Source organism: Aeromicrobium sp. P5_D10 (assembly GCF_054049535.1).
Genome location: NZ_JBFUME010000005.1, coordinates 240,252 through 259,925, shown reverse-complemented (window position 1 = coordinate 259,925; position 19,674 = coordinate 240,252). Strand labels below are relative to the sequence as shown.

General features: G+C 61.8%; 13 protein-coding genes. 4 read left to right on the top strand and 9 right to left on the bottom strand.

Annotated elements, in window-relative coordinates; all coding sequences use genetic code 11:
* Positions 1–73: 73 nt before the first annotated feature.
* A complete protein-coding gene (locus tag ACXJKC_RS11620) occupies positions 74–5,245 on the top strand; it encodes an SdrD B-like domain-containing protein (protein WP_456696877.1) in 5,172 nt (1,723 codons plus the stop codon).
* Here ACXJKC_RS11620 and ACXJKC_RS11615 read toward each other — a convergent pair.
* The 9 genes from ACXJKC_RS11615 to ACXJKC_RS11575 all read right to left on the bottom strand — a co-directional run bounded on the left by ACXJKC_RS11615 (position 5,188) and on the right by ACXJKC_RS11575 (position 15,191).
* A complete protein-coding gene (locus tag ACXJKC_RS11615) occupies positions 5,188–6,210 on the bottom strand; it encodes a mannonate dehydratase (RefSeq protein WP_456697057.1) in 1,023 nt (340 codons plus the stop codon). The two genes, ACXJKC_RS11620 and ACXJKC_RS11615, sit on opposite strands and share 58 nt — an antisense overlap.
* A gap of 101 nt (positions 6,211–6,311) precedes the next feature.
* A complete protein-coding gene (locus ACXJKC_RS11610) occupies positions 6,312–7,172 on the bottom strand; it encodes an SMP-30/gluconolactonase/LRE family protein (protein WP_456696876.1) in 861 nt (286 codons plus the stop codon).
* A 46-nt stretch (positions 7,173–7,218) separates the two neighbouring features.
* Positions 7,219–8,100, bottom strand: a complete 882-nt coding sequence (locus tag ACXJKC_RS11605; RefSeq protein ID WP_456696875.1) for a carbohydrate ABC transporter permease — start codon at positions 8,098–8,100, stop codon at positions 7,219–7,221.
* Positions 8,097–9,089: a carbohydrate ABC transporter permease gene (locus ACXJKC_RS11600; RefSeq protein ID WP_456696874.1), complete on the bottom strand. Its 993-nt coding sequence runs from the start codon at positions 9,087–9,089 to the stop codon at positions 8,097–8,099. Before ACXJKC_RS11600 ends, ACXJKC_RS11605 begins: the two co-directional genes overlap by 4 nt.
* A complete protein-coding gene (locus ACXJKC_RS11595) occupies positions 9,089–10,471 on the bottom strand; it encodes an ABC transporter substrate-binding protein (protein ID WP_456696873.1) in 1,383 nt (460 codons plus the stop codon). Before ACXJKC_RS11595 ends, ACXJKC_RS11600 begins: the two co-directional genes overlap by 1 nt.
* Positions 10,472–10,571: 100 nt before the next feature.
* The gene (locus tag ACXJKC_RS11590) at positions 10,572–12,173 is read right to left on the bottom strand and encodes a hypothetical protein (protein ID WP_456696872.1); all 1,602 of its coding nucleotides are present in this window, start codon (positions 12,171–12,173) and stop codon (positions 10,572–10,574) included.
* Positions 12,174–12,383: 210 nt separating this feature from the next.
* The gene (locus tag ACXJKC_RS11585) at positions 12,384–13,130 is read right to left on the bottom strand and encodes an SDR family NAD(P)-dependent oxidoreductase (protein ID WP_456696871.1); all 747 of its coding nucleotides are present in this window, start codon (positions 13,128–13,130) and stop codon (positions 12,384–12,386) included.
* 38 nt (positions 13,131–13,168) lie between these two features.
* Positions 13,169–14,353, bottom strand: a complete 1,185-nt coding sequence (locus tag ACXJKC_RS11580; protein ID WP_456696870.1) for a mandelate racemase/muconate lactonizing enzyme family protein — start codon at positions 14,351–14,353, stop codon at positions 13,169–13,171.
* Positions 14,354–14,501: 148 nt separating this feature from the next.
* Positions 14,502–15,191 (bottom strand): FadR/GntR family transcriptional regulator, encoded by a 690-nt coding sequence (locus ACXJKC_RS11575; RefSeq protein ID WP_456696869.1) that lies wholly within the window; start codon positions 15,189–15,191, stop codon positions 14,502–14,504.
* 210 nt (positions 15,192–15,401) lie between these two features.
* Between ACXJKC_RS11575 and ACXJKC_RS11570 the strand changes: the two genes are divergently transcribed.
* From ACXJKC_RS11570 to ACXJKC_RS11560, 3 genes are read left to right on the top strand one after another with little or no spacing between them, the layout of a single operon-like run.
* Positions 15,402–16,466: a Gfo/Idh/MocA family protein gene (locus ACXJKC_RS11570; protein WP_456696868.1), complete on the top strand. Its 1,065-nt coding sequence runs from the start codon at positions 15,402–15,404 to the stop codon at positions 16,464–16,466.
* A complete protein-coding gene (locus tag ACXJKC_RS11565) occupies positions 16,463–17,575 on the top strand; it encodes a Gfo/Idh/MocA family protein (protein ID WP_456696867.1) in 1,113 nt (370 codons plus the stop codon). Before ACXJKC_RS11570 ends, ACXJKC_RS11565 begins: the two co-directional genes overlap by 4 nt.
* Positions 17,572–19,674 carry a glycoside hydrolase family 36 protein gene (locus ACXJKC_RS11560; protein WP_456696866.1) on the top strand — a complete coding sequence of 701 codons (2,103 nt, stop codon included), beginning with the start codon at positions 17,572–17,574 and terminating at the stop codon, positions 19,672–19,674. Before ACXJKC_RS11565 ends, ACXJKC_RS11560 begins: the two co-directional genes overlap by 4 nt.

Sequence of the window (19,674 nt, the reverse complement as noted above, 5' to 3'; positions counted from 1 at the left end):
TGTCAGTGGTCGCCCTCTCCTTGAGAGCTCACACAGAGAGTCGGGGAAGAAGTCAATGAAGCCTGGCAGATATATGGCAAGTCTGGTCTCACTCGCGCTAGGGGCAGCGGGATTGATCACCCTCACGGGTGCACCAGCACAGGCGGCACCGGGAGACGGCACCATCGCCGTGCGTGTCGTACAGGACTACAACGCGAACGGCAGCTGGGACGATCCGTTCGTCGAGCCAGGCATGAGCGCAGTCGAGGTCAAGGTGACCGATCCCTCGGGGGTCGTGCAGAACCTGACGACCGACAGCGACGGCCTGTTGACCATCGTCGGCGCGCCCGGCAGCTACCGGATCGAAGTCGTCAACCCCGACACCGCCAAGTACCAGTCGGCCTTCGCCTCGGAGAAGAGCGGCACGGCTGACACTCCGTCGGCCACCAAGCTCTCGTCGAACGAGGAGTTCGTGACGGTCGCCGCAGACAAGACGGTCACGGTCACGACCGGCTTCTGGGAGCCCCGCGACTACTGCCAGTCCAATCCCTTGATCGTCAACGCCTGCCAGCAGCCGATCTTCACCCCGGGTGGCGCGCTGGCCAACAACGATTCGGCTCAGACGCTGTTCACCGCCCCCTATCGCGCCTACGGTACTGACCGCGGCAAGACGCAGCTTGCGACGAAGGGTGATACCGGCTCGGTTTACGGCATCGGCTACCGCAAGCAGGACAAGCGGATCTTCTCGGCTGCCTTCGCCAAGCGCGGAATCGCCTACGGCCCGGGTGGGCAGGGTGCCATCTACGTGACCAGCGCCAGCGGTGGCGCGACCACGGAGTGGGGAACTGTTCCCAACGCCGGCACGACGGCCCACAGCTTCGACGTGGCCGGCCTGCGCCAGGACTGGGACTTCGCTTCCGCCGTCGGCAAGGAGTCGCTCGGCGACCTCGATGTCAGTGAGGACGGCGATGATCTGCAGGTCATCAACCTCAACGACCGCAAGCTCTACGTCTACGACGCTCGTGAGGCCACGATGGGCGCTCCGACCCATGTCGTGGATCTGTCAGCCAATCCCGGCTGTGCTTCGGCGTCCGATTGGCGCCCGGGTGCACTCGGTGAGCGCAATGGTGTGCTCTATGTCGGTGGTGTCTGCTCCGGTGAGTCCTCGCAGGCTCCCAGCGACATGCGCGCGATCATCTTGACCTTCGATGCCTCGACCTATGTCCAGACCGGCACGGTCATGGACCAGACGATCAACCGCAAGCGTGAGTCGAACGCATTCCTGGCGGCCCAGTGCCTCCCCCGCGACAGCGCCGATGGCGTGTCCAGCACGTCGTTCCGCCCTTGGTCTGACGAAATCACTTGCACCACCAAGTCGGGCGTGCGTATCTCCGATCCGGCTGCCTGGATGGACGACATCGTCGTGGAGAACAACGGCGACCTCGTCATGGCGTTCCGTGACCGTACCGGTGACCAGCAGATGGGTGCGAACTCCCGCTACTTCACCGAGACTGACGGAACAGGAACGTTGGTCGGCGTGATCGATTACGTGGTCGCCGGTGACATCAACAAGGCCTGCAAGGATGATGACGGCGACTTCCTGCTCGATATCAACGGTGGCTGTGGAATTGCTGCCCCGGCGGCCGGACAGCGATCGGGTGAGTTCTTCACAGGTGATGGCGGAGTCCACGCGGAGGAGGCGTACGGCGGAATTGCGTTGAGCCGAGGCGAGCGTGGCATCGTCACGAGCGCGATGGATCCGATCGGAATCTTCACGCAGGGCTACTTCCGGGTCGATCGCGAGACTGGACGTCCCATTTACTCGGCCGACGGTGGGACATCGCCCACGTCGCCGGAGACGCTGCTCGCCGCGGGAGGCAACACCGGCGGCAACCGCATCAGCGCCGCTGACACCTTCAGCAAGGGCCAGGGCATGGCTGACATGGAAGTGCTCTGCGACCTGGCGCCGATCCAGATCGGCAACCGGGTGTGGACCGACTCCGACAAGGACGGCGTCCAGGACGCGGGTGAGGCCGGCATCGCCGGTGTGACGGTCAACCTGTACGACTCGGCCGGCACGCTGGTCGCCACGACGGTGACCAACTCTCGAGGCGAGTACTACTTCGACTCGATCAACGACGGTGTCGAGTTCAACACCGACTACACGATCCGGCTCGACAAAGCAGCCGACTATGAAGACGGCGAACCGCTCGACTCAGCAGTCAACCAGCTGACCGAGGCCAACAGCGGCTCCGGTGCTGGGGCCGACCGGGTTGATTCCGACGGAACCCTCGTCGACGGCTTCCCTGAGTACAAGATCACGACCGGTGACCGTGGAGATGTCGATCACACCTTCGACTTCGGCTTCAAGCCCAAGTCGCCGCCCAGCGTTTCGGTGGGTGACTATGTGTGGTTCGACCAGGACAAGGACGGCGTCCAGGATTCTGGTGAAGACGGGATCGAAGGTGTCGTACTCAAGCTGACCGGCCCTGACGGCGATCCGGTGACCGACGTCAACGGCAACCCGGTTGGCCCGGTGACAACTGATGCTGATGGTAAGTACAGCTTCGACGACCTTCCGCCGCTGCCTGCTGGTCAGCACTACACAGTCACGATCGACAAGACTGCCTCCGCGACGGCGTTGGAAGGATTCAGTCCGACGAAGACCGGCGAGGGTACCGGTGCGACGGATTCGTCGACGGACTCGGCCGAGTCGGGTGACCTGACCAGCGATGGTGACCGTGACAGCACCTTGGACTTCGGCTTCATCAAGCCGGCAGTCTCCGTGGGTGACTACGTCTGGTACGACGACAATAAGGATGGCATCCAGGATGCCGGTGAAGACGGGATCGAAGGTGTCGTACTGGTTCTGACCGGGCCTGACGGCAGCCCCGTTGTCGACATCAACGGTGATCCGGTGGGTCCGGTGACGACGGATGCTGATGGCAAGTACAGCTTCGACGATCTGCCGGTGCTGCCTGCTGGTCAGCACTACACGGTCACGATCGACAAGACCGCGTCGGCAGCTGCACTGACCGGATTCGTCCCGACGAAGACCGGCGAAGGTACGGGCGCGACGGATTCGTCGACGGATTCGGCCGAGTCCGGTGACCTGACCAGTGACGGTGACCGTGACAGCACTCTCGACTTCGGCTTCAGTCGGCCGTCGGTCTCGGTGGGTGACTACGTCTGGCTCGACAAGGACAAGGACGGCGTTCAGGACGCGGGTGAGGACGGCATCGACGGTGTCGTGCTCAAGCTGACCGGCCCCGACGGCAATCCCGTGACCGATGTCGACGGCAATCCCGTCGGCCCGGTGACGACAGATGGCGACGGCAAGTACACATTTGCGAACCTGCCGCCGCTCTCGGCGGGTGAGTCCTACACGGTCACGATCGACAAGGCCGCATCCGCGACCGCACTGCAGGGGCTGTCCCCGACCAAGACTGGCGAAGGGACTCCCGGAACTGACTCATCGACAGACTCCGCGGTGTCGGGAGATCTGACGACCGACGGTGCCAGCGATCCGACCCTGGACTTCGGGTTCACCCCCGACACGGTGTCGGTGGGCGACTTCGTGTGGCTCGACAACGACCGCGACGGCGTTCAGGATGCCGGTGAACCTGGCGTCCCGGACGTGGTGCTGGTGCTGACCGGACCTGACGGCAATCCCGTGACCGATGTCGACGGCAATCCCGTCGGCCCTGTCACGACAGGGGCGGACGGCAAGTACAACTTCGCGAACCTGCCGCCGCTGCCCGCCGGGGAGCACTACACCGTCACGATCGACAAGACGGCCTCGGCTGATGCCCTGAAGGGCTTCACTCCGACCAAGACGGGTGAGGGAACCCCCGGCACGGACTCATCGACGGACTCGGCCGAGTCCGGTGACCTGACGAAGGCAGGCGACAGCGACAACACGCTTGACTTCGGCTTCGTGACCCCGGCTGTCTCGGTGGGCGACTTCGTGTGGCTCGACGACGATCGCGATGGGGTCCAGGACGCAGGCGAGGACGGCATCCAAGGTGTTGTGCTCAAGCTGACCGGTCCCGATGGCAACCCTGTCACCGACGTGTTCGGCAATCCCGTGGGTCCGGTGACCACAGGTCTCGATGGCAAGTATTCGTTCGATGACCTGCCGGCGCTGCCTGCCGGACAGCATTACACGGTGACGATCGACAAGGCCGCTTCGGCCGATGCGCTCAAGCCGTTCATCCCGACGAAGACGGGTGAGGGCACTCCGGGCACGGACTCGTCGACCGACTCTGCCGAGTCCGGCGATCTGACCAGCAACGGCGACCGCGACAGCACCTTGGACTTCGGATTTGTCAGGCCGAAGGTCTCGGTGGGTGACTTCGTCTGGATCGACAAGGATCGCGACGGCATCCAGGACAGCGGCGAACCCGGTGTCAAGGGCGTTGTGCTGAAGCTGACGGGACCGGACGGCAAGCCGGTCACGGACATCTACGGTATGCCCGTGGGATCAGTGACCACTGATGCCAATGGCAAGTACTCCTTCGATAACCTGCCGACGTTGAAGCCGGGTGAGTCGTACAAGGTCACGATCGATCAGGCCGCTTCGGCGAAGGCTCTGAAGGACTTCGTCCCGACCAAGGCCGGCCAGGGAGACCGAGACAAGGATTCGTCGACGTGGTCGGCGAGCTCGGGGGATCTGACCGACAACGGTGATCGCGACAGCACGCTCGACTTCGGCTTCGTCCAGGTCGAAGAGGTCGCGGGCACGGTCTGGGTCGACAAGGACAAGGACGGCAAGGTCGACAAGAATGAGCCGCGATTGCCCGGAGTCGTGGTGATCATCAAGGGTCCGGACGGCAAGCCGGTCACTGACGTCCACGGCAACGTGGTTGAACCGGTGACCACGGGCAAGGACGGCAAGTACTCGTTCAAGGATCTGCCGAAGCTTCCGGATGGTCAGTCGTACACGACGGTCATCGACAAGGAAGCATCGAAGGATGCGCTGGCCGGGTACTCGGTCTCGCCGGTGGACCCGCTCAATCCGATGGACTTCGGCTTCGTGCCCAAGGCCAAGGCTGCGCCGGCTCCAGGCAAAGCCCCGGACGATGACGAGTCAGGGATCCTGCCCGATACCGGTTCTCCATCCGGGATCCTTGCGCTAGGAGGCCTGGGATCACTCCTGCGGCGGCGCCTCGTTCTTTTTGGCTTCGGGCCGGATGCCCTTCGAGATGGTCAAGCGTCGTCGATATTGAGACCGTTCAACACGCCTTGCAGAAATCCGATCGCGTAGGCCCTGCCCCTGCTGCAATAGGCCTCGGATGACGTGTCACCCCACGTCGCCACGTCGCCGATCATGGCTGGGACGTGATCATCGATCAGAAATGAGTCGAATCCAGCAGCATGAAGACGTCGTATGACGCGAGCGGGATCGAAGTTCCCTTCCCCCAAGAAGCATTCGGAGAAGCTGGGCACCACTCCCTGCACATCGCGAAAATGGACGTAGCAGATCGCGCCCAGGGGAGCGAAGAAGTCGATGACCTCGTTGACCGCGGCCTCGCCTCCCATCTCCGACACAGTCCCTAGACAGAGATTCAGCCCCCATGAGGGTGACCCCTTCGCCTGCCCATGCGCGCGCACAAGAGCCTCCGGTGAGGTGAACACTCGCGGAACCCCGCCGAGCGCAACGTCGACTGGTGGGTCATCGGGATGGAGAGCCAGCCGTATTCCCAAGCGCTCTGCCGACGGCAGTACTGCATCGAGGAAATACTGGTGGTTGGCCCACATGTCTTCACCCGTCAGTCCCGAATCCTGCGAGTCATTAGGCGCGAGCTTGTAGCTCGCAAGAGCATTGCCCGCGGCTGCGTGCTCGAGGTCGAATGCACTGACCTGCGCGCCGCCACGTCCGGAAGCGGCCATATCGGTCCGCCACACATAGCTGGCCAGGAAGTTGTATCCCAGCAAGGTGTATCCGGTTTCCGACATGTTGTTCAAGGTCCGCAGATAGTTCTCGATCTGCAGATCACGCAAGGGGCCCCCGCGCTGGATATGGTCGAACTGCGAGAGCGGAACATTCTCCAGCCCTTCAATCGCAAGCCCATCCGCCTCACAGCGGTCGCGCAGAGCTTGCAATTCGCTCACTCCCCAGAAATCGCTCGAACTCATGAGATTCGATGGCGCGTGAAGCTGCACCGATCGAAGTCCCAACTGTCTTGCGAACACAGCCGTCCGGTCGTCGTACTCGTCGATGTGTCCCATAGCGATTCGAATGCCCATGGCTGTCTACCTCTCGGTGTGGATTCACTTGCCTGTCGCGGACCCGGTGATCGGTGTGCGACGTCCGGTGCACGCCTGCTCGACTAGCCGTCGAATGAGGCAACATGCGCCGGTCCTACTCCGACATCCAGCGCGAACACGCTGCCTGCCATGGGCTGTTCCACCAGTTGCTCCGCAGTCAAGCCGGAACGCGCCGTGGTGATGAACAGCTGCCCCTTGTCCGACAGGGCACAACTCGCCGGACGGCTCACGGGCATCCGGATTCGACCCAGAAGGTCGCCCGTCGGACTCCGTCGCTGGACCTCGCCTGCTCCCCAGATGGCCACCCAGAATGATCCGTCCTCGGCAACACACATGCCGTCGGGCAAACCAGCGGAGATTTCACACACCAAGGTCGAGTCACCCATGACGCCGTCGTCCACGTCGTACGGTGCCGAATAGACGACGTGTTCCAAGCTGTCGATGAAGTACATCACGGTGCCGTCCGGACTCCAGCCGAGTCCGTTGGGAAGGGTCAAGCCGGTCTTCATCACCGTGCTCGAGTCGCCTCCCGACCATCGATGGATGCAGCCCGCACCTGTGGCGAAATCGAGTCGGGTGCTTCCTGCCCACATTCGGCCTGCGGGATCACATTTTGCGTCGTTCATGCGATGGGCGGGATCTTGCAGCACGGGAGCGACGATCTCGAGGGATGTTCCGTCGAGAATCGCAAATCCCTCACGCACTGCTGCCGCCCAGCCCTCGTGCGCTCTCCTCGGAGCGACGGCGCCCAACATGGTCGGAAATGAGTCGGACGTTGTCACCCCGCTTTCCGTGTCCGTCTGATGAAGCAAACCCGCGGGAATATCGACCCATGCCAAGAGACCCGTCCGATGATCCAACACCGGGCCCTCCCCGGTATCTGCTTCGGCCCGGATAAGGACGTCAGGCAATGCAGCCGTCATGTTCCGCATCGAATCTGCCATCTTGAGCACCTACCCATCATGAGCATCAGCCCTTCACAGAGCCTTCGACGCCGCTGACAAAGAACCGCTGTAGGAAGACGAACAGCACCAGGACGGGGGCCACGAGGAGCAACGCCCCAGCCATCACCTGATTCCATTCGACGACATTGGTGGAGAGCAGGTTCTGCAGACCGACTGGCAGTGGATACTGCGCGGCGTCGGTGCTCGTGACGCTCGGGAGAACGTACTCATTCCACGAACCCACGAAGTTGAGCAGCACCACGGTGACCAAAGGTGCGCGGGCCAGCGGGAAGTAGATGGTCCAGTAGACGCGGAGCTCGCCGGCGCCGTCGAGTATCGCTGCTTCACGCAGTTCCTTGGGAATTGTGGCGAAATAGGCTCGCAACAAGATCAGGGCGACCGGACCGGCACCATTTGCCAAGGGCAGGACCACGGCCCATGGAGTGCCCATCAGATTGAGCTTTGAATCCAGCAGGACGACTGGCAGCAGGACAGTGACGCCGGGCACGAAAATGGTGGCCGCGAAGAGCGCGAACAACGTCCGCCGGAACGGAAAGCGCAGGACTGCGAACGCGTATCCGGCGATCGGGAAGACCAATAGCACCAGCAGGCAGGTGAGTCCCGCGATGATGGCCGAGTTCTTCAAATAGGTCGCGAAGTCAAGTTTGTTCCAGGTCTCTCTCAAGGTGTCCAGGCTCGGATCTCTCGGCCACGGCCATGGATTGGAGATCACATCTGTGCTGTTCTGCAGCGAGCCGCTGACCATGAGCACGAACGGGTAGAGCGAAATAACCCCGTACGCAATCAGGAGAATGACGGTGAGAGCCTTGATGAGCTTGCGTGAGCCCTCGTGGAACACCGATGCCGACCTCGATCTGGCCGGTCGTTGAAAAAGCAAGTCAGTCATGTCCGGTCCCTCATAAGACGAAAACTCAATCCGGCCAGGACAAGGGCGATGGCAGTCAGGGACCAACTCAGTGCGCTGGCGAAGCCCAGGTTGGAGTTGGAACCGAATGCGAACGTGTAACTCTGCAGGCCGATCGTATTGGTCGAGCCAATCGGGCCACCGTTCGTGAGAAGCAAGAAGAGCTGAAAGTTCTGCAGGGCCTCACGAAGTTCGATCACCACGATCAGAGCCGTGATCGGATTCACCATCGGCAGCACCACGGAACGCAGCGTGCGCACGGTCGACGCTCCATCGATCTTGGCGGCCTCCACAAGCGCAGCCGGCACCGACTGCAGCCCGGCCAGGAAGAGCAGGATCGCGAGGGGCACGTTCGCCCACACGAGAACCACGATGCACGCAGCAAGTGCTGTGTGCTGATTGCCCAAGAACCCATCGGGCTGGGTCAGCCCGTCCAGCCCGATGGCGCCCAGGAAGCCATTGACGACGCCGTTCGGCTCGTACATGAACCTCCACGCGTAGAACACCGCAATTCCGGCCGTGACGTAGGGGAGGAAGAAGATCGTCCGGAAGACTGCTCGAAACCGGCTGATCGAATTGAGAAGGACAGCCAGAGGAAAGCTGATCGCGACCACGGCCATCGGCAGAACTATCATGACGACGACTGTCACCCACAGCGCTTCGTGAACGACCGGGGCCACACTCGGATCGGTGGCGAACAGGTCTTTGAAGTTCTGCAGTCCGACCCAGTCCCAGCTCGGCGACAGGCCGTTCCAGCGGGCAAAGCTCAGCAGGAAGCCGTAGCCCACGGTGTACGCGCCGAAGATCGCGAAGAGGACTACTGCGGGCAGCACGAATATGAGGCCAGTCGTACTCTCGCGCCTGAGCATCTGATTCTTACGCCGCCGGCCGTTGCGCACCCACGGAAGCCGGCGTCCGGCCGACCCCCGCTGTGCGCGGGGGCCGACCTGTTCGAGCGTTGTGTCGGACATCAATTCTGCTTGTCCCACGCGGTCCGGTACATGGCCGCGATCTTGGCAGCCAGCTTCGCAGGTGAACTGCTCTTTGCCGGCAACTCGTTGATCACTGTCGAGATGTCGTCGCCGATATTGCCCACGCCGCCTCCCGGATCAGCTGAAAGGTCATTCGGATTGAACGCCTGGCCTCCAGTGTCAGTCGAGAACAGTCCCAGCATCTGCTTGACAAGAGGGTTCGAGACATCGGAGGCGAGCAATCGAGTCGCGGGGACATCTGCGGCCTCATCAGCGAAGATGGCTGCTCCCTCCTTGCTCGAGAGGAACTTCAAGAATTCGACTGACTCTGTCTTCTTCTTGCTGGATGAAGAAACCCCGGCTGAGATGAGCGGGCTCGGCGCGTAGGTCAACGCTTCGACTGCGCTGCCCTCCGGCGATGGGATCGGGAACGTGACCACTTCTTCGGCCTTGACCCCGTTTTGGGCCAGCGTCCCGAATGTGAACGTGCCGCCCACATTCCAGGCTGCCTTGCCTTGGGCAAACGCCTGATCGGCCTGGTCGATACCGAGAGCGAGAACTCCGCGGGACCATACGGGTGTCAGCTGATCGTAGTACTCGAAGGTTTTCACGTTCTCGGCCGAAGACCACTCCGCTGAAGCACCCTTGGTCTGACGGCTGGTGAACTTGTCCGGACCCAACACCGCGTAAGACATGGGACGGTAGACCCAGAAGAACCCCGTCTGAGGAACTTGCAGGCCGGTCACGAGTCCTCCGTTCTCCGGATCTGCTGCGACCGTTCGCTTCATCGCGGTGACCCATTCTTCCCACGTGGCCGGGGGGCCATCGAGTCCAGCCACCTTCAGCGCGGACTTCGTGGTGTACACGACCCCTGGAGTACCGGCGAGATATGGAACCGCATACGTGTGGTCGGCCTTCAGATCTTTCAGGGTCGTCGCTGGATCGGTACCGGAGTTCTTGATGACAGTCTCAGTCAACGTGTCGGCGGTCAAAACGCTCGGGATGAAAAGGTCCGACCACTCCTTGTCGAAATCTTCCGTGATGTCCTGAAGAATTCCGGCGGCAGCGAACTGCCAATCCTCATTACCCGCATGGGCCGAGACGATGTCAGGCAGACCTTTGGTCCTGGCGGCCGCTCGTACCTTCGTGGTGTAGGAATCGTCCGGTGTGTACGCGGTGACTTCGACCTTGACTCCGCTCTCCTTCGACCACGCGTCTCCGACTGCTTCCAGCGCGGCGACTTGGTTCTGCTTGAACGTCCACATCGTGAGGGTCTTTTCGGAGCCGCCCTCACTGCTGGAACCACTACAACCGGCGACCGACGTGGCGAACGCGATCGTCGCAGTCGCCAAGGCAAGTTTGTGCTTGAACCTTTGCTTCATGGTGCGTTTACTCCTCCGAGTTGATGACCTTGATTGCCCGAGTCTGTTTTTTTAGCGGGGGGCATCTGCGGCCAGAGTGTCCCCTGGCCGCAGATGTGGGTCATGGGTGACCCGGGTAATCCCAGCATTGGCTGTACGTTGCATCCGTCCACGTCTGGAATGTTCCCGACGCATATCCGGCCGCGACCGACGCCCCGACCGCGTGCTGAGGACAGTTACCAGTGGGATTCACGCCGGCCTGCCAGCCCAGGGTGTTCCCGGTCACCGTCACATTCAGGTGACCGGAGATCGCGATACCCGTCTCAGCAATGACATGCAAGCTGCCGGAGGTGTTATTGGTGATACTCCCGCCGCTGCCTTTTGTTCCGGGCCCGAACAGCGCGTACGTACCTACTGCGATCCCCAGCGTTGAGGGAACATTTGGACTGTTCCAGATCAAGTTGTCGTGTATCGCTGCGCCGACGAACGAGACAGGGGTCGTCGTGGATGGCCACGTCGAAGTTGTCCCGTCGAGTGACAGAGCCGCATTCGACGGGTTGCCGGCTTGCACGATGGTGTTCCCGTACACCTGGCTTGCTTGGGTGGTGGTCGGGAATCCGAACAGGATCACGGCTACATCGGTGAGGTCCACGAAGTGATTGTTGAAGATCTGAGCGCTCTCGCAGCCGTTGCTGACACCATCGGTCTCAGCGATGCCGTTATTGCTCGCGCTGTATCCATCGAACAGGTTGTTGGATACCAGGGTGCCTGAACAGTTCGCTGTCGCAGTGCTCCCCTTGACGAGAAGGGTCGTCGCACCGGACGGGTTTCCGCTCCGTACGTACCGCACAGACGATCCGTTCCCCGGCGCTACCTCGATGTTCATCCGCTCGCGGTCGTACACGGACTCGCGCAGTCGGGCCCCGTCAACCCAGACGTGTTGCAGGTGCGCTCCGCCCATGACCTTCACGGAAACGCCAGCCCAGTTCGTCGACCGGGCCAGCCTGCCCATGTCGGCGTAGTTGGACGGATTCGGATTCCCGGTTGTCGTCAGCGTCACGCCCGCCGGAATAGTAAGAGTCGATGTCAAGGAGACCATCGAGCGTTTGGCCAGTGCGACAGTCGATCCCGGAGCCGCTGCATTCAGGAGCGCCTGCAGTCCTGCCTGATTGCCGATGTAGCCGGCCCCGGAGGGGTTGATGGACACCGGAGGGTTGGTCCCGAACTTGTAACCCGGGACGGAGCAGATCGTCCCAGCGAGGGTTGCGAACTCAGCCGACGCCGTCAGGTGGGTGATCATGTAGGACATCGTCTGACCGTTGAACGTTGCGAAGCCACCGGCGTCCGGTTCGCGGTTCAGAATCGCTCGGAAGGCTACTTCGACTTTCGCTTCGTTGCTGTATCCCAGCGCGTTGAATTCGGGGGAGCCGAGTATCCCGGACGAAACATTCTTCAGCGTCGTGACCGAGCACCCGTTCGTGTCCAGGTAGTTGGACCACGTGGTCCAACCTGCCTGGTCAGGCGCGCGGCCAAGCCCCTCGGTGTACTGCTTGGCGATGTACTGGTGAGGAATGAACCCCGCCGCCTGTGCAGGTGTGGATGTGGAGACTTGCAGCAGTGCACCCACCGTGGTGACAGCCAGTGCGGTGCAGGTGAGTCGAGCGCGGGCACGAGTTTTCACTGCGGCTGGCTGCTGCAGGCCCTTCTTGTGAATCCAAGACATTTCGGAACTCCTCTCGGATGATCATCGACGATCGTCGAGATCAATGCGTGTGTGACGCAGATTACAATCTATCTGATAGGTATGGCTTGTCAAGAGAGCAACCAAAAGAGTTCTGAGTCGACAAAACAGGGATCACTCTTGTAATTCCGGCAATTTCACCAGCTATTGCTGCGGCGTGTCCAGAAATAACTATCCGATAGGTAGAGCTAGTTAGGGCTGCTGTCCGCGAGCAAGTATCGATGCTCCGCCGTTGACGCCGAGCACCTCGCCTGTGACGTATCCCGAATCTGAGTTCGAGAGGAAGAACGCCACGGCCGCAGCACAGTCGTCGCCGGTGCCCCAGCGCCCCATCGGAGTGAGTTCGGTCCAGGCGGCTTGAAGTGCGTCTGGGTCCGGCGCCTGCTCGCGCAGGAGGTCGTTGATCGGGCTGCTGATCAAACCGGGGGCGACAACATTGCTGCGTATGCCTCGTCCGACGTACTCAGCTGCGATCTGCCGGCTCAACGCCTCTATCCCGCCCTTGCACATCGCGTAGGCCGCGAAGCCAGGAAACCCTTGCGCCGCCTGAATCGATCCGATGTGGACGATCGAACCTGTTCGTTGTGCATCCGGCTGCCGCAGGAATCGGCGACAAGCTTCGCCGGCGCCATAGAAGTAGCCGAGAAGGTTCACTTCAACACCTCTCCTGACCGCCTCCAGGTCGGCCTCGGCAACCGAGCCGATGATGTTGTAGCCCGCGCAATTGACCCACCCCTGGAGCGTCCCCAGCTCCTCAGCAAGATCGGCTGCTTCGCGATGTGCTGCCGGGTCGGCGACGTCGCCCAGGAGGAACCGGTAGCGTTCGTGCGCGAGCGGTGCCCCAACGCCACGGTCAGCGGCCGTGCCCACGACAGCCCAGCCGTGTGCAAGAAGTTTCGTGACGATCGCATGGCCGATTGCGCCGGATGCGCCGGTCACGACACAGCTCTTTGTCGATGTCGGCGATTCCGCGGCAATCATGCTGAACGATCTCCCAGGTCCTCGGTTGGAACGCCTTCGCGTCGTTCCCAACCAGATGCGAATAGATTGAAACGAGCATCACTGCTCGGGTGCTCAGCGCAGGCGTCCTTGTTCAGCTTCAGTCCCAGGCCTGGTCGGTCGATCCTCGAGAAGGCCCCGGTGGCAGGATCCACGACCGGCGGATGATCCACGAGATCGGCAACCCAAGGGTCAGCGAAATCATTGAAGTGCTCGAGCACCTTGTAGTTGGGGGTGGCGAGTCCGAAGTGCACATTCGCCGCAGTACCTACCGGCCCACAGACGTTGTGTGGCGCCATGGTCAAGTTGTATGCCGCCGCCCACCCGGCAAGCTTTCGCAGTCCGGTCAGGCCGCCGAAATGTGACAAATCCGCTTGGACGACGTCAACGAGCCCGCGCTCGAACATCGGAATGAAGTCCTCGATCGCGTGCACACGCTCGCCGGTCGCAATTGTCGAGGCGCATGCACTGCGAACATTGCGAAGACCGGTCAAATCGCCGGGAGGTACTGGCTCTTCCATCCATTCAATCCCGAAGGGTTCCATCGCTTTCATGGCGCGGATCGCAGCTGAAGACCTGAAACGGCCGTGCATCTCCAGCATGATGCCCACGTCTTCGCCAATGGCTTCACGAACGGCGGCGACGATGGCCACTGACCGTGTCAGTTCACTGGCGCTCAACTCGGCAGCCGCTGCGCCGAACGGGTCCAACTTGAGTGCCCGATAGCCGCGGTCGGTCACTGCGCGCGCGAGCCCGGCGATCGTCGCCGGGTCGCGGTCCCCTTGGTACCAACCGTTGGCATAGGCCGGGACTTCATCTCGGAATGCGCCCCCGAGTACACGCCACAACGGCTGCTCCACAGCTTGGCCGATGAGATCCCAGCAAGCCATATCGATGGCCGCGAGAGCCGATTGCGCGACCTCCCCGGCGCGACCGTACTCGAGCCACTGAACGCCCCAAGCGAGTTTCTCGAGATCGAATGGATCGGTGCCGATCACATAGCGATCGGCCATCTCCGAAACGCACGCAAGAAGCGTCTGCGTCTTGTTGACCATTCGAACTTCGCCGATCCCGGTTCGGCCGTCATCGGTTTCAAGTTCGACGAACGTGAGTTCACGCCAAGGGGCACCCACCACGATGGTGTTGACCTTGCGAATGATCATGAGGCTCCAATCCTTCACGAAATCACCGGCAGTCCGACCCGGCCATTCCGGGGACAACCTTAGAAAGTGGTGATTGCTGGGACTAGCCTATCTGATAGGTATCAGAAGCCACAAGATGTTTGCCGTGAAAGGTTGCGCACGCAGAGCGTTAAGCCAGTGCTGCGCGGAGATCTCGTTCCGTGTGCTGGAGGTGCAGACGCATCACGGCCTGGGCTCGTCGAGGGTCGCGTTCACGGACGGCGTCCAGGATTTCGCGGTGTTCTGTGATGACCTCGTCGAGCTGGAGACCTCGTGCCTCATGGCCTAGGAAGCTTCGCGACCTACTGGCTCGGAAGCAGCCGGACAACTCCTCCACGAGTGTGAGGAACATCGAATTTCCAGTTGCCATCGCCAGTAGCTCATGGAACCTCACGTCGGCGGCGTTGAACTCGACGGGGTCCTCGGTGCCGGCGACCATATCGGCCAGCGCCGCCTCCATGGCCTCGATGCTTGCTTTCGGTGCGCGCCTGGCTGCTAACGCTGCAATATGAACCTCCAGTGCGCGCCGAACTTCGAGTAGATCGAGCAGCGCGCCCGGGTCGCGCCGGATCGTCGTGCGAAAGAAATCGCCCAGGTTTCGTCCGTCGGGCACTGCTACGGAGGGGCGGCGGCCATTGCTCACCTGCACGAGGCCCCGTGCGCTGAGTTGCTGCATTCCCTCTCGCACAGTCAGCCGATTGACACCGAGGGTTTTTGCCAGCTCGCCCTCGGACGGAAGCGCGTCGCCCGGTTCCCGTCCGAAGACGAGTTCTTCTACGTGCGCCACGACCATGTCGGTCGAGGTCTCCCGTTCAGTCACGACGTTCCCTTCTTGGCAGATGCGCCGGGACGTGGGCTCGGCTGCCCCGCAAGCATACGAGATATCTGTTTGGTCTTGACTATTCTCTTAACCTATCCGATAGGATGTACGAGGCTGCGGGGATGGTCTCCCTGGCAGTCGATCATTTAGTAGGGCGCCCGTCCCGCGTTCCTCCACAAAACGAATCGTGCAATAGAAGGAGCAGGTTCCATGACCTCGACTCGTCCTCTCAGTGCCGTCGTCGTCGGCGCAGGTGCTGGTGGCTTTCTTGCAATCGACGGACTAATGGCGTCGACGCGCTATCAGCTGATCGGAGTAGCGGACCTCGGCGCTCAGGCGCGTTCGCGAGTCGAGGCCCGCACCGGGGTGCCGACATTCGCCTCGCATGAGGATCTTTTCGCGCAATGCCCTGCCGACGTGGTGTGCGTTTCCACCTATGCGCCGACCCATCTTCCGATCACCGAAGCGGCATTGGACATACCTGGCCTCAAAGGGCTCTTGGTGGAGAAGCCCCTCGGCGACACCGCCCAGGCCGGGCATCAGCTTCTGGATCTGATCCGTTCGCGCGGGTTGCCGGTGGCCGTCCCGCACGGACTGATGTCGCTGAGCGCGCCTTTGCAGCTCATCGAGGAGGTCCGATCGGGCGCAATCGGAAAGCTTCGACTGGTGGAGATCGAATGTCGCGGCTGGGACACGATCAATGCGGGAATCCATTGGCTCCAGTTCTTCGTCGCTCTCGCCGGCGATGATCCGGTGGAATCTGTTCTCAATGCCGCAGATGCCTCGAGCCGGACGTTCCGAGACGGTATGCAGGTCGAGACAGAAGCGATCATGGTCGCACGCTGCGCGAGCGGTCTCCGTTGCATGATGCACATCGGTGACGAAATCCCCATAAGCCGCCCAGACACGACCGCGTTGTTCAGGATCATCGGTGATAACGGATTCATCGAGTATGGAGCGTACGAAGACAGCTACGTGAAAGTGGCACATGGTGCGAACCGGGAGGTTGTTCGCCCCGAGCCGTTCAGCGTGACAGGACATCAGAGTCATCTCGAACGGCTCGCCGACCAAATTCTCGAAAGCCGGACCGACTACGCCCTTGCCGACAGTTCGTTGAGAGCGCTCGAAATCGTCGAGGCCGCGTATCTGTCGAACCGAATCGGCGGTCTCGTGACAATGCCCCTGGACAAGTTCGTCCAGCCAGAACCCTCGGACTGGGACCCCGGTGTGGCCTACAGCGGAGTCGGCGGCGGACGGAACGGGCGCGAGCTATGAGCGCCCCCACCGTCATAGGCGTGGTCGGGGCCGAATGGCGCGCAGAGTATTACCTTCGTATTGCTCAGGCGCTCCCAGACAGGTTCCGGGTCGCCAATGTGCTCACCCGCACAGAGGAATCAGCCGAGCGCGTCGCAGCGAAATACTCGGTCAGATCCACGACTGATCGAGCTTCCTTTCTCGCGGAAAAGTACGACTACGTCGTCGTCGCCGTCCCGCGCGACGCCGTCCCTGAACTCATCCGCGATGTCGTCGGGGCCAAGATTCCAGTCTTGGCCGAGACCCCACCCGCCGAGGACGTAGAGCAGCTTCGAGACCTCTACACCTCGCTCGGACCCGACGCTCCTGTACAGGTCGCCGAGCAGTACAGATTCCAGCCGCACCATGAAGCGCGACTGAGTCTCGCGCACTCGGGGCTTATAGGAGCTGTCAACTGGACGCGCGCATCGGTGGCTCATGGCTACCACGGGACAAGTTTGATCCGTACCGCACTCGGGGTCGGATTCGATCCGGTTCACATCACGGCTTCCACGCTTGTGGACCATGTCACGCATGCCCGTGGACGTGATGCGTGGGCCGAGGAACTTCACACCTACGACTCGAGCTGGACCACCGCGAGGCTCGACCTGGGTGGAAAGGTCGGAATCTATGAGTTCAACGGCGAGCAGTATTTCTCCCCGATCCGCCGTCGGCGCTTGGAGATATACGGTGAACGAGGCGAGATCTTCAACGATGAAGTGCGCTATGTGGTTGGGCCGAAGCATGCGGTCGACGGGCGACTTGTCCGCGACCAGACGGGTGTGGACGGAGATCTGGAGGGGGCGCACCTTCGGCAGATCAGCTTCGGCGAGTCCGTCCACTATTCGAATGTCTTTGCGCCGGCGCGTCTGTCTGACGATGACCTCGCCGTCGCTGCCTGTATGCAACGTATGGCGGACTTCACGAAAACCCACCAGGGGTTCTATGGTCTCGCGGACGCCAGCCACGATCACTACCTGAGCCTCCTGATCGATGAAGCAGCTGCCACTGGGCAATCCCGCCGGACCGAGACACAGCCCTGGTCGCATCTCGAGAGTCTCGCGAGTCAGTCCCTCGAGGGACTCACATGACGCAAAGGATCGAGTGGGGCACCCAGCAGGTCTCCGTCGTGCTCGACATCGGCGATCGAGTGGCTGTGCGCTACATCGGACCTCGTGACCCAGAGGCTCGACTGACGCCGATGGCTGCAGCTCTTGGCCCGACCGAAGTCCTCTTCAGTGGGGACGCGCTTCCGCAAGGTAGCCGTCACGTCCTACTGGGGACTTCATTGGGTCTGCGGTATGCAGGGCACAGGTCGTGGACAGAAGGAGAAGATCTCCACCTCGAGATCGAGCAGCGCACTCCGGCGGACGGGGCTGGGAGCATCCGAGTGACGACCCTGTGGTCCGTCAGCGAGGCAGTGCCCGTGCTCCGGGCACGTACCGAGCTCACCAACGAGTCGGACTCGGCTGTGACGTTGGAGCACATTTCCTCCTTTGTGTATTGCGGCGTCACATCCTTCGAGGAGCCTGGGTGGCAAGACGCTGTGCACCTCCAGATCGCCCACAACACGTTGTACGGCGAGTTCCAATGGAGGTCGTACACGCTGCCCGAACTGGGGCTTTCGGATGTGGGCTTCACATCGCGAAGTGTTCAGTCGTCGAAAAAGCGCATCGCCCTCACGAGTACGGGCACGCAACCCACCACGGAATTCCTCCCCTCAGGAGTTCTGAGCGACACGGCTCGTGGGCAGGTGTGGGCATGGCAGATCGAGCACAACGGTCCCTGGCACTGGGAAATCGGGGACAATCTCGCCTCGGTCTACCTGTCGCTCTCTGGGCCGAGCGATGTCGAACACCACTGGCACCAGGCACTTGAGCCGGGCGAACGATTTACCACCGTACCGGTGGCAATCGCGATCAGCCACGACGCGGAGACCGCATTTGCCGCCCTCACCTCACATCGCCGAAAGCTGCGTCGCGCGAGCCGTGACAACGTGGAACTGCCGGTCGTCTTCAACGACTTCATGAATTGCCTCAACGCAGATCCCAGCGAGGAGAAACTGGTCCCGCTGATAGATGCCGCTGCGAACGCCGGTTGCGAGGTGTTCTGTGTCGACGCCGGTTGGTACAGCGATGATCGGGGTTGGTGGACGACGGTAGGGGAGTGGGAAGAGTCGCGGGTGAGATTCCCGAACGGGCTCCGGTACGTCCTTGACCTGATACGCGAGCGCGGCATGACACCCGGACTGTGGATAGAGCCTGAAGTAGTCGGGATCGACAGCCCATTGGTCGATGAACTCCCCGACGCGGCCTTCTTCTGGCGACACGGTCGGCGGGTTGTCTCGCAAGGCAGACATCAGCTGGACTTTCGCTGTGCCGCCGTCACGGATCGCATGGACCGTGTGATCGACCGGATCGTGACGGACTACGACCTTGGCTACGTCAAATTCGACTACAACATCAACGGCGGAGTGGGCAGTGACTTCGGTGACGCAAGTTCGGGCGCCGCTCTGCTTGAGCACAACCGGGCGTACCTGGACTGGGTCGACGGCCTGTTTCAGCGGTACCCCGATCTCGTCATAGAAGCCTGCTCCAGTGGGGGTGCTCGGGTCGACTACGCGACGCTGGCAAGACACTCCTTGCTGTCCACTTCGGACCAGACCGATCCTGCGCTCTACGTACCGATCGCGGCTTCGTCTCCCGCTGCGGTCACGCCCGAACAGGCTGCGATCTGGGTCTACCCGCAGCCGGAATTCGACGATGAACTCAACGCTCTGTGCGTCGTGAACGCGATGCTCGGCCGTCCCCAGGTCAGCGGCGGCCTGGCTCAGCTCTCCGGACCGCAGATGTCTCTCGTTCGCGAAGGGATCTCGGTCTACAAGACCTATAGGGCCGAGTTGTCGGCCGGCCAAGCCTTCTGGCCTGACGGGCTGCCGCTGTGGGATGCCGAGTGGACCTCGCTGGGCATGACCATGAGCTCATGCAGCCAGATCGCACTCTGGCGCAGAGGGGGCCCGGACCACCACGAAGTACTGCTCGAGCACCTTCGCGGCCAAGATGTGTCCGTCGAAATGACGTATCCCACAACTCTGGGTGGCTCGGTCACTTGGGATTCCGAGTCGGGCATTCTACGAGCCCATTTGCCCATGACGCCGAGCGCGCGTCTCATCACTCTGCATCACAACTAG